This window comes from Mycobacterium angelicum (assembly GCF_002086155.1).
Lineage (GTDB): Bacteria > Actinomycetota > Actinomycetes > Mycobacteriales > Mycobacteriaceae > Mycobacterium > Mycobacterium angelicum.
Map to the genome: position 1 here is coordinate 14,725 of NZ_MVHE01000011.1, position 11,565 is coordinate 26,289.

8 protein-coding genes are annotated in these 11,565 nt (G+C 66.5%); 6 read left to right on the forward strand and 2 right to left on the reverse strand.

Going from position 1 to position 11,565, the window contains the following annotated elements; all coding sequences use genetic code 11:
- The first annotated feature begins 88 nt into the window (after positions 1-88).
- The 6 genes from BST12_RS09935 (at position 89) to BST12_RS09960 (ending at position 8,997) form a co-directional block, all read left to right on the forward strand.
- Positions 89-1,900 carry a thiamine pyrophosphate-requiring protein gene (locus BST12_RS09935; protein ID WP_083112942.1) on the forward strand — a complete coding sequence of 604 codons (1,812 nt, stop codon included), beginning with the start codon at positions 89-91 and terminating at the stop codon, positions 1,898-1,900.
- Positions 1,897-5,043 carry an FAD-binding and (Fe-S)-binding domain-containing protein gene (locus tag BST12_RS09940; RefSeq protein WP_083112943.1) on the forward strand — a complete coding sequence of 1,049 codons (3,147 nt, stop codon included), beginning with the start codon at positions 1,897-1,899 and terminating at the stop codon, positions 5,041-5,043. Before BST12_RS09935 ends, BST12_RS09940 begins: the two co-directional genes overlap by 4 nt.
- Before the next feature lie 5 nt (positions 5,044-5,048).
- On the forward strand, positions 5,049-6,227 hold the full coding sequence (locus BST12_RS09945; RefSeq protein ID WP_083112944.1) for a phosphatidylserine decarboxylase: 1,179 nt from the start codon (positions 5,049-5,051) through the stop codon (positions 6,225-6,227).
- A gap of 74 nt (positions 6,228-6,301) precedes the next feature.
- A complete protein-coding gene (locus tag BST12_RS09950) occupies positions 6,302-6,892 on the forward strand; it encodes a PhoU domain-containing protein (RefSeq protein WP_083112945.1) in 591 nt (196 codons plus the stop codon).
- A gap of 9 nt (positions 6,893-6,901) precedes the next feature.
- Positions 6,902-7,834 (forward strand): esterase family protein, encoded by a 933-nt coding sequence (locus BST12_RS09955; RefSeq protein ID WP_083112946.1) that lies wholly within the window; start codon positions 6,902-6,904, stop codon positions 7,832-7,834.
- Positions 7,834-8,997, forward strand: a complete 1,164-nt coding sequence (locus tag BST12_RS09960; protein ID WP_083112947.1) for an alpha-hydroxy-acid oxidizing protein — start codon at positions 7,834-7,836, stop codon at positions 8,995-8,997. The genes BST12_RS09955 and BST12_RS09960 overlap by 1 nt, the downstream gene beginning before the upstream one ends.
- On the opposite strand, the gene BST12_RS09965 is transcribed toward BST12_RS09960, so the two are convergent.
- Both BST12_RS09965 and BST12_RS09970 read right to left on the reverse strand, forming a co-directional pair.
- Positions 8,988-10,526, reverse strand: coding sequence for a DNA polymerase Y family protein (locus tag BST12_RS09965; RefSeq protein WP_083113036.1), 1,539 nt, complete (start codon positions 10,524-10,526; stop codon positions 8,988-8,990). The two genes, BST12_RS09960 and BST12_RS09965, sit on opposite strands and share 10 nt — an antisense overlap.
- A 49-nt stretch (positions 10,527-10,575) precedes the next feature.
- Entirely contained in the window at positions 10,576-11,193 is a 618-nt protein-coding gene (locus BST12_RS09970; protein WP_083112948.1) for a hypothetical protein, read from the reverse strand.
- Positions 11,194-11,565: the final 372 nt, after the last annotated feature.

Below are 11,565 nucleotides of genomic sequence, written 5' to 3' on the forward strand. Positions count from 1 at the left end.
TCGCTGTTTCGACCGGCCGAAGTGGGGGTAGCCCACCAATCGTAGCCATAGGCAATCATTGCGCACAGACAAATACATGAGGAGCAACATGCCCAAGACAGCCGATTTCATCGTCGATCGCCTGCGACAGTGGGGCATCCATCGGATCTTCGGCTACCCCGGTGACGGAATCCTGTCCATGCTGGGCGCTTTGGACCGTGCCGGCGGCGATCCGGAGCTGATCCAGCCCCGCCACGAAGAGATGGCCGCATTCATGGCGACCGGCCATGCCAAGTTCACCGGCGAGATCGGCTGCTGTCTGGCCACCTCGGGTGGTGGCGCCGTCCACCTGCTCAACGGCCTGTACGACGCAAAGCTCGACCACTATCCCGTCGTCGCCATCGTCGGCCAGCAGAAGCGGATGTCGCTGGGGGCCGCGTTCCAGCAGGAGATCGATCCGAACTCGCTGTACAAGGACGTCTCGTCGGACTTCGTGCAGACCTGCATGGCACCCGAGCAGGCAAGGCACCTGGTGGACCGGGCGTGCAAGGTGGCGCTGAACAACCGCACGGTGGCCACCATCATCCTGCCCGAGGACGTTGCCGAGGCCGATGCGGTACCGTCACCGCCCCGCATGCACGGAGCCGTGTTCAGCAGCATCGGCTGGACCAAGCCACGAGTGATTCCGCCGACGTCCGAGCTGCAGAAGGCCGCCGAGATCCTCAATGACGGAAAGAAGGTGGCGATCGTCGTCGGCCAGGGCGCCACCGAGGCCGTCGACGAGGTGGTGCAGGCCGCCGAACTGCTCGGTGCGGGGGTGGCCAAGACCTCGCTGGGCCGCGCCGTGCTTCCCGACGATCTGCCCTATGTCACCGGGCCGATCGGGCTGTTGGGCTCCACCGCCAGCCAGGCCATGATGTCGGACGCCGACACGCTGTTCTTCATCGGCACCAGCTTCCCCTACGCCGAGTGGTTGCCCAAGGAGGGGCAGTGCCGCGGTGTCGAGATCAACCTCGACGGCCGCATGATCGGCACCCGCTACCCCATGGAGGCCAACCTGGTTGGCGACTCCAAAAACACCCTGCGCGAACTGGTTCCGCTGCTGCAGCGCAAGCAGGACCGATCCTGGCAGGACAAGATCGAAAAGGAAGTCCAGGAGTGGTGGGCGGTACTGGACAAGCGCGCCCACGACAAGGCCAATCCGCTCAACCCCGAGCTGGTGGTGCACGAGCTGTCAAAGCGGCTGCCCGACAACGCAATCCTGACCACCGATGCGGGTTCGGTAGCCAACTGGTGGGCGCGGCACCTGCGGCTGCGCCCCGGCATGGCCGCTTCATTGGCCGGAAACCTGGCCACCATGGGACCGGGCACGCCCTATGCCATCAGCGCCAAGCTGGCCCACCCGGGCCGTCCGGTGATCGCCCTCGTCGGCGACGGCGTGTTCCAGATGAACGGGCTGGCCGAGATGATCACCGTCAAGCGTTACAAGGACCGGCTTTCCGACGGCCCGCTGATCTTCTGCGTGTTCAACAACGAAGACCTCAACCAGGTGACCTGGGAGCAGCGGGCCATGGGTGGTGAACCGAAATTCGAGGGCTCGCAGTACATTCCAGATGTTCCCTACGCCGAGTTCGCTAAGTTGCTCGGGATCACCGGCATTCGGTGTGACGATCCGGCCAAGATCGGCCAGGCCTGGGACCAGGCGCTGGCGGCCAGCGGTCCGGTCGTACTGGAAGTGGTGGTCGACAAGGACATTCCGCCGGTGCCGCCGCACATCAAGAAGATGATGGCGAAGAAGACCGCCAAGGCGCTGATGAAGGACCCGGACCGGGTCAGCATCGGAACCAAGGGCGCCAAGCAGAAGATGCACGAGTTCACCGAGTCGATCAAAACCATCGGCGGCCGGGGCGACAGCGAATGAGTCTGCTCAGATCCGAGCGGATGCAGACCATCCCGGCCCGGCCGGATACCCGGTTCGTGGCCGGGATGGCTAGCGTCGACAAGGTCAACGTCGCAGGCCTGGAAAGCCAACTGCGCCGCCATGTCAGCGGCGAAGTGCGATTCGACGCCGGCACGTTGGCGATGTATGCCAACGACGCGTCGAACTATCGCCAGGTTCCAATCGCTGTGGTGGTCCCCAAGACCCTCGACGACGTGGTGCAAACGGTGCGGGCCTGCCACGCCTACCACGCTCCGGTGCTCTGCCGAGGCGGCGGGACCAGCCTGTCCGGCGAGACGGTGAATGTCGCTGTGGTGATCGACTTTTCGAAGTACCTCACCGGCATCATCGACATCGACGCCTATCGCCGCGTGGCCACGGTGCAGACCGGAGTGATCAACGAGCAACTCAACAAGGCCACCGGCGAACACGGGCTGGTGTTCGGGCCCGACCCGTCGTCGCACTCGCGATGCACCCTGGGCGGCAATATCGGCAACAACTCGTGCGGGGTGCACTCGATCCAGTCCCAGTTCTACGGGCCGGGGCCGCGCACCTCCGACAACACCCATGCACTCGACGTCCTCACCTACGACGGCGCCCGGTTCACCGTCGGCGTGAACGAGGAAGACCAGCTGGACGCCATCATCGCCGCGGGCGGGCGCAAGGGCGAAATATATGCCGCGCTAAGGGATTTGCGTGACGAGTATGCCGACGACATCCGCCAGGGCTTTCCCTCGGTAGACGAGCTGCCCCGCCGGGTGTCGGGTTACAACCTGGACGAACTGCTGCCCGAGAAGGGATTCAATGTCGCCCGTGCCCTGGTCGGCACCGAAAGCACCTGCGCCATAGCACTTACCGCGACGGTGATGCTCACCCCCGCCATGGCCCACCGCACCGTGGTGGTCGTGCAATTCGAATCACTCGGCGAGGCCGGCGATGCGGCCCCGGAGATGATGGAGTGGAAGCCCATCGGGCTGGAAGCCGTCGACCATGTGCTGGTGCACGACCAGGAAGTCACCGGGGCCAACCCCGCCGGCCGTGCGGCATTGCCGCGTCCCGATTCCAGCGGGTCCTGGTTGATGGTGCAGTTCGGGTCCGACCAGCCGGGCGAATCACTGTGCCGCGCAGAGGAATTCGTGCACTGGCTGAAGAAGAAGGGCGTCGAAGACGACCGTATCGCGCTGGCCCGCAGCGAGCAGGACGGCGGCAACAGCGCACAACTGTGGGCGATCCGCGAGGCCGGGCTGGGGTCGACCGCGTTTCCGGTCGACAGCGGCAATCACTGGCCGGGCTGGGAGGACTCGGCGGTGCCGTGGCGGCGGGTCGGCGACTATGTGCGCGATCTGCAGCAGCTGTATGCCAAGCACAATTTGCGCGGCGCCATGTACGGGCACCTGGGTCAGGGCTGCATCCACTCGCGCATCGGGTTCGACCTGCGCCACAAGGACGGCCTGCGCAACTACCGCAGCTTCATGGAAGAGGCCGGCGACCTGGTGGCGTCCTACGGTGGCTCGATGTCCGGGGAACATGGCGACGGTCAGCAGCGCGCCGAGTTGCTCGGCAAGCAGTACGGCCCGCGGCTGATCGAAGCGATGCGAAAGTTCAAGCTGATCTGGGATCCCGAGTGGAAGATGAACCCGGGCAAGGTAATCGACGCCTACCGCTTCGACGAGAACCTCAAGCTGGGCACCGATTACAACCCGCCGCGCCCGGAGGTGAAGTTCGCTTACTCCGAGGACCATGGCGACTTCTCGCATGCCGCGCTGCGCTGCGTCGGGGTCGGCAAATGCCGGGTGCCCGAGGCGCAGACCACCATGTGCCCCAGCTACCAGGTCACCAGGGAGGAGAAGCACTCCACCCGTGGGCGGGCGCGGCTGCTGTTCGAGATGCTGCGCGGCGAGGTCATCACCGACGGCTGGCAGTCGGCCGAGGTGGCCGACGCGCTGGATCTGTGCCTGGCCTGTAAGGGGTGCACCAACGACTGCCCGGTCGAGGTCGACATTCCCACCTACAAGGCGGAGTTCCTCTACCACCACTACCGGTCGCTGCGCCGCTGGCGCCCGCGCTATGCCTACGCATTCGGGTTCATCGACCAGGCCGCACGATTGGCCAGCGCCGTGCCGGAGCTGGCCAACTTTGTCACTCAGACCCCGGGGCTCTCCCGAATTGCCAAGGCGCTGGGTGGAATCGACCGGCGCCGGCCGCTGCCCACCTTCGCGCCGATGACCCTGCAACGATGGTTCGCCCAACGCCCGATCGTCAACGCCGGCGGCCCGCGGGTGATCCTGTTTCCCGACACTTTCAACAACCGGCTGCACACAGATGTCGGGGTGGCCTGCGTCGAAGCGCTCGAGGCGGCGGGCTGGCGGGTGGTGATGCCGCAGGGCCACATCTGTTGTGGCCGGCCGCTGTATGACTACGGCTTCCTCGACGTCGCGCAGCGCTATCTGCTCGATGTGCTGGATCAGCTGCGTAGCGAAATACGCGCCGGCACACCGATCGTCGGGATGGAACCAAGTTGTACGGCGGTGTTCAAGGACGAACTGAAGAAGCTGCTCCCCCATGATGACGACGCGGACCGGTTGGTGCGCAACACCTACCACTTCGCGCAGTTCCTTACCGAGTTCGACGTCGAATTGCCTCAGGTGTCGGCCGGACGTGCGCTGTTGTGGGGGCACTGCCACCAGCGGGCCACCGGCGGAGTCGACGCCGACCAGCAGGTCCTGCAGAAAATGGGCGTCGACGTCGAACCTGTTTCCGGCGGGTGCTGCGGACTGGCCGGCTCGTGGGGATTCGAGCAGGGCAAGTACCAGCTGTCGATGGATTGTGGCGAACAGGCGCTGCTTCCGGCGATCCGCAAAAACCCGGACGCGCTGGTGGTGTCGAACGGATTCTCCTGCCAGACCCAGATCAGCGACGCGGGCTCGGGCAACGCGCTGCACCTCGGCCAGATCATGGCCATGGCCAACGCATCGGCCGACCTTCGCTCCGCGGCTCCCCCGCTGCGTCCAGAACCCAGCCCTCGCACCCGCACCGCCCGGGTGGCATTGCCCGCTGCGGCGCTGGTTGCGATGCCGTTGGCCGGTGCGGCCGGGGTCCGAATGCTTTGGAAGACAAGGGGTTAACTCGCATGATTCAGACGAACACCATCATCGACAAGCTGCACCAGACCCTCGACAACGAGCCGGGGCTGGCCGATCTGGTCGAGTCATCGTTGGCCAAGGCCCGCGACTGGGCCGCGGCCGACTTGAATCCCAAGCTGTTCGCGGCGCTGGAATGGCCGCGCAACATCGGCGAGTACGAGGCTTATCTCAAGCGGCTGGTGCGGTGGGTGCCACACGAGTCGAGTGCGGACGCGTGGAAGAACGAAGAGCGATACGCCCAAGAGGTCAGCGACCGGATGGGGCACTTCTATTTTCTCCTCGACCAGGGTGTCGACGGGAAAGCGCCGCAGGATTCAAAAGCCTTCCGCGACTGGATGTCCGAGTTCGCCCGGCAGTTCGGCAACTTCATGGACAGCCCGGAGTCGTTCAGCCCCGCCGCCTTACAGTCGTTCATCGACAACGCGCCGGAGTACCGCGTTCACGAATCGCTGGTCGACGGCGTGCCGAACGCGCCCAGTGGTTGGCTGACGGCCAACCAGTTCATCGCTCGCGAACTCAACGGCGGGCTGCGCCCGATCGCTGAGCCGATCAGCAACTTGGTGGTCACCTCACCGGCCGACTGCAGTTTCCAGCAGGCCTACGATATCGGCGCCGACTCGAGCATCCCGGCCACCGCGGTCAAGAATGAAAAGTACGGCGACATCCGGGAACTCATCGACGGCAGCGCCTATGCCGACAGCTTCGCCAATGGCAAGTTCGTGCATTACATGCTGCCGGTGCATGCCTATCACCGGTATCACCTGCCGGTGGCCGGTGTGGTGCAGGAGTCCTTCCGTATCCACGGCAAGGTTTTCATGCGGGTTGGCATCGAGGATCACGAGCTGCAGGCCAGTGACAGCACCACCAGCGGCTACGAGTTCTCCCAGACTCGCGGGGTCGTCACGATAGACACCGCCCAATCCGATTGCGGCGATATCGGCGTCGTCGCGGTCATACCGGTCGGCATGGCCCACGTGTCGTCGGTTGTGCTCACCTCGGTCGCGGGCAAGCACATGGCCAAGGGCGAGGAGTTCGGCTACTTCCAGTTCGGCGGTTCGGACATCATCATCCTTTTCCAAGATGGGGTTGACGTTGAGCTGGACAAGAGCAAGGAGTTCCGGCTAGTCGGCACTCCCGTGGCACGCTGCCGGCCCCGGACGCGCTAGGGCGCGCTAGGTCGCGATTTGATAACGATTCGCTGCGGCAGGTTTAACCCGGCCGGCTCGGCCGATTCGCGGACATGACGAGCGCAATCGGAGACGGGCTCGCGGCGCTGACCTTCCAGCTCGCCGAGATGTCCGCTATGGCCAGTCAGGCGATGGACCATGCCACCCGGGCACTGTTGTCGGCCGACGTCGAGGCGGCCAAGGCCGTCACCGCGCTGCACGAGCACACCGTCGCGATGCGGGCCAGCGCCGACGAAACGGCGTTCTTGTTGCTGGCGTTGCAATCGCCGTCGGCGGCCAATCTCCGTCAGATCGTCAACGCGATCCGGATCGCCGGCGATGCGGAACGGATGAGCGAACTGGCGGTACAGGTAGCCGAGATCGCCCGGCGGCGGCATCCCGAGCACGCGGTGCCCAGCGAACTGAACCGATACGTGGCCGAATTGAGTTCCACGGCAATCGGATTGGGCCGCGCCATTCAGGAAGTACTGGTGTCTCGGGAGCCGGGAGTGGCAGCGCGTCGCTGCAGCGACGCCGGCACAGCCGACGACGCGACCCGGATAGTGCAGTGCTACCAGGGTTTCGCCGATCACGCGCGGCACATCGCCGGGCGGTTCGTCTTCCAAACCAACGGCCACCGGCCGCTGCTCGCAACAACGAAGTGAAGGAAAACAATGGTCAACTGGACGCGTCGTCTTATCGTCAGCGGAATCGCGGCGGCCAGCCTGCCGGGGCTGATCGGTGGGTTCGGAGGCACCGCACCCGCGCGGGCCGCCGCACCCGAATTCCTGCAAGTGCCATCGGCGTCGATGGGCCACAACATCACCGTGGAATTCCAGAGCGGTGGCGCCCCGGCGGTCTACCTGCTCGACGGTTTGCGTGCCCGCGACGACCGCAGCGGCTGGGACATCGAGACTCCGGCTTTCGACGAATACCGCGGTTCGGGGATCTCGGTGGTGGCGCCGGTGGGCGGCAGATCCAGCTTTTACTCCGACTGGTACGGCTCGGCCAACGGCCAGACCTATAAGTGGGAAACGTTTTTGACCAGTGAACTGCCGGCGTTCCTGTCGAGCCGCGGGGTGCGCTCGACCCGCAATGCCGTGGTGGGCGCCTCGATGTCGGGGTCCTCGGCGATGATTTTGGCGGCCTATCACCCGCAGCAATTCGCCTATGCCGCTTCGCTGTCGGCCTATATGACGCCGTCCAGCGGCAACGGGCCCCTGCTGATCAAGCTCGCGATGAACGACGAGGGCGGCTTCAATCCCGAGGACATGTGGGGTCCGACCGGCGGTGCGGGCTGGCAGCGCAACGATCCGACGGTGCAGGCCGGACGACTGGCGGGCAACAACACCCGGCTGTGGGTGTACAGCGGCAATGGCACGCCGTCGGAAATCGGCCAGGGCAGCCTGCCCGGCCAGGTGATCGAGCAGGTCGTCCTGCAAAGCAACACCACCTTCAAAGACGCCTACACCGCGGCCGGCGGCCACAACGCCACTTTCAATCTCGACAGCAACGGCGTGCACAGCTGGGGCTATTGGAATGCCCAGCTGGTGGCGATGAAGCCGGACATGCAGGCCACACTTGGCGCCAGCGAGGGTGGGGCTTGATGGCGTTCGCCGAGTATCAGAACGAGCTTTACGAACAAGGACAAGCCGGGCGCCAGCCACCGTATCCGATCGCGTTCGCCGAGCTGGAGGCCAAGGCGGCCGCGGCGATGCCGCCGAAAGTGCTCGGCTATGTCGCCGGCGGCGCCGGTGACGAGCAGACTCAGCGGGCGAACGTCGAGGCGTTCAAGCGATGGGGGGTATTCCCCCGCATGGGAATCGCTCCCGCCGAACGCGACATGTCCGTCGAGCTGTTCGGAATCAGCTTGCCCGCACCGATATTCATGGCTCCCATCGGCGTCATCGGCGTGTGTGCCCAAGACGGTCACGGCGACCTGGCCGCCGCGCGCGCCTCGGCCCGCACCGGCGTGCCGTTCTTCGTGGGCACCCTGACGTCGGATCCGATGGAAGAGGTGGCCGCCGCCCTTGGCGATACGCCCGGCTTTTTTCAGCTGTACACCCCGCCCGACCGGGAGATGGCCACCAGCCTGGTGCGTCGCGCCGAGGCCGCCGGCTTCAAGGCCATCGCGGTCACGCTGGACACGTGGGTCACCGGCTGGCGGCCACGCGACCTCAGCGCCGGCAACTACCCTCAGGTACCCAGCGGCTGTCTGAGCAACTACACCTCCGATCCGGTCTTTCGCGCCGGCCTGGAACCGGGCGAAGACGCTACCGAGGCGGCGGTGCGCAAACTGCCGATTTTCGGTGGCCCGTTCCGATGGGAGGACCTGCAGTGGCTGCGATCGCAGACCAGCCTGCCGCTGATGGTCAAGGGCATCTGCCATCCAGACGACGTGCGTCGCGCCAAAGATCTTGGCGTGGACGGCATTTACTGCTCCAACCACGGCGGCCGGCAAGCCAACGGCGGCCTGCCCGCCCTGGATTGCCTGCCCGCAGTACTCGAAGCCGCCGACGGGCTGCCGGTGCTGTTCGACTCGGGGGTTCGCAGCGGCGCCGACGTCATCAAAGCCCTGGCATTGGGAGCCGCCGCGGTCGGTATCGGCCGCCCGTACGCCTACGGCCTGGCGCTCGGCGGCGTCGACGGCATCGTGCACGTACTGCGCTCGCTGCTGGCCGAAGCCGACCTGATCATGGCCGTCGACGGTTATCCCTCGCTCAAGGACTTGACGCCCGGGGCGCTGCAACGCGTTACGGGTTACTCATAGGCTCCCTCCAGATACCAGCGCCGCTGGCGGTAGCACAGCAACAACGCCCGCTCGCTCTCCAGCAACACCTGGGCACGGGCCGTGCGGCCCCCGATGCGTTCGGGGTCCCACCACCGCTCGTCGACCGGCCATGGTCCGGCCCACCAGCTCAGCCGATCGTCACGGCCGCGCAGGGTCAGCCGCGCAGGTTCGGCGGAGAACAGGCCCCGGCCGGTCACCCGGATCGGATTACCTTGCGCGTCAAGCAATTCCACCGGATCGTCGAGCAGCACCGCGGGCGACGGATCGGGTAGCTGCCCGGGCCAGGGCTGCCCGGGGTCGGGCGGCGGTGCCGGCTCGTCGCCCAGCGGGGTCAGCGTGATGCGCTCGGCCGGCCCGCGACCGCCGGACAGCGTCGGAACCTGCACCGCCTCCGGGCCGAGCAAGCCCTGCACCCGCACCAGCGCGCGGCGGGCCCGAAGCCTGTCCTCCTCCCCCAGACCACCCCATAGCGGCAACTGCAGCGCCCCGGCGGACACCACCTCGATGGCCTGCAGCCGCAGCAGCGTCACGGGTGCGGTGGGCCGCTTATCGGCACCCCGATTGTTCAACCAGCCGTCCAGCTGCCAGCGCACCCGGTCGGCGGTCGCGTCCTCGGTCAACGGCTCGGCGCACCGCCAGACCCGTTGTAGCTCTTCGCCTTTGGCGGTGACGGCGTGGATGGCCAGCCGGGTGCATCCCACTCCGGCGGCCATCAGCGCCTGATGCAGCGTGGCGGCCAGCGAACGCCCGGCGAATGCCGCGGCATCGACCCGGTCGATCGGCGGATCGCAGTTCAGCACGGCATCGAGTTCCGACGGCAGCTCACGCCCGGACGGTCCGCGTTCCGGTTCGCCGCGGGCGAACCGGTGCGCTGCCACACCGTCGGCGCCGAACCGGGAAGCCACATCGGTACGCGACAGCGCGGCGAACTGCCCGATGGTACGAATCCCCAACCGCCACAACAGGTCCGTCAGTTCATCCCGGCCGGGCCCGGACAGACTCGGCTCGGTGGCGAGCTGGCGGATCGACAGCAACGACAGAAACCGCGCGTCCTCCCCCGGCTCCACCACCCGGCCCGCCCGCGCCGCGAAAACCGCGGTGGACAACTGGTCGGCGATCCCGACCTGACACTCGACACCGGCCACTGAACTCACAGCCACGGCGTCGATCAGCCGTTCGGCCGCTTGCTGCTCGGACCCGAAATAACGGGTCGCCCCGCGCACCGGCAAGACCAGGAGCCCGGGCCGCAGCACCTCGGCGCGCGGCACCACATCGTCCACCGCCGCGATCACCCCTTCGAAGAAGCGGGCGTCGCGGTCGGCGTCGGCGGCCGCGATGTGCAGTTGCGGACAACGCGCCGCCGCCTCCCGGCGCCGATTCCCGCGCCGTACTCCGGCCGCACGCGCGGCCGCCGAGCAGGCGATCACCCGGTTGGCCAAAGTGACCGCGACCGGAGCCGTCACGGGCTGGCCCGCGGCCGCGGCCGCCGCGACCGCGGGCCAGTCCATGCACCAGATCGCCAGCACGCGCGAAGATGCTCGTGAATTCACTTCGCCCTCACCCAGTTCGCGCCCGGGCGATCGTTCGTCCCGCACAAATCCCGCTGACCTGCAGCCGCACCCTGCTGATGCGCCCGAAGCCGGGCGCCGGCCTGTCCCGGCCCCCCGCGGTGATCTCATAGCCACACACCCGGGCCTCCAGCCGCGTCTGCGCGCCTTCCCAGTCGCCGTCGGTGACCAGCAGCGTGCAGCCTTTATGGCGGGCCCGGGCCACCACGGCCCGGGCCCGCGTCCGGGTCACCCGACGCCCGCCCAGCCCGAGCACCACCAAATCCATTCCGTCGATGAGTACCGCGGCCACCTCCACGGGATCCGTCCCGGGATCCGGTATCACCGCAAGCCGGCTCAGATCCGCGCCCATTTCCACCGCGGCCAACAACCCGATATCGGGTTGTCCGACGATAGCGGCGTTGCCCCCGCCCGCCGTCACTTTGGCCACCACGCTGAGTAGCAGCGACCTGGCCCCCGAGAGCACCGCCACCGTTCCCCGGGGCAACCGCGCCGGCCCGGCCTCCAGCATGTCGGCCGAGTGCAGATGCCCCCCACCCGTCCCAGCCATTTCAGCCATCCGCTTGCGCAACGATTCGAGCTGGTCAGAGGCTAAAGCCGCGGTCATGACGAGCCTCCTGCCGGGATTCATTCGAATATATGTTCGAGTAAACACCGACGGTCCGACAAGCGTCAAGCAACGCAAGAGGCTGCTTTATGCGCTCGATGCTGGTGTGGCTGATGGTGTATTCGATGTCTGCCAATTGGGCCATGACGCCGGTGCCGGCCTTCGGCCACCCAGCCGATGTGAACGCCGAACCCGATTGCCGCCCAACACTTGTCGCGCAGAGGCGGGCAAACCTAGTGCCACCACGGACAGGTGCCACTGTGGCTGTTGTGACAAAGCCTCACACTACCGTTCTGCAACGATCGCCACGGAGCTATACACCGCTAACTGCATGTTCGCTACGCTGAACTCGCGATTCTTACATGGAGGTAG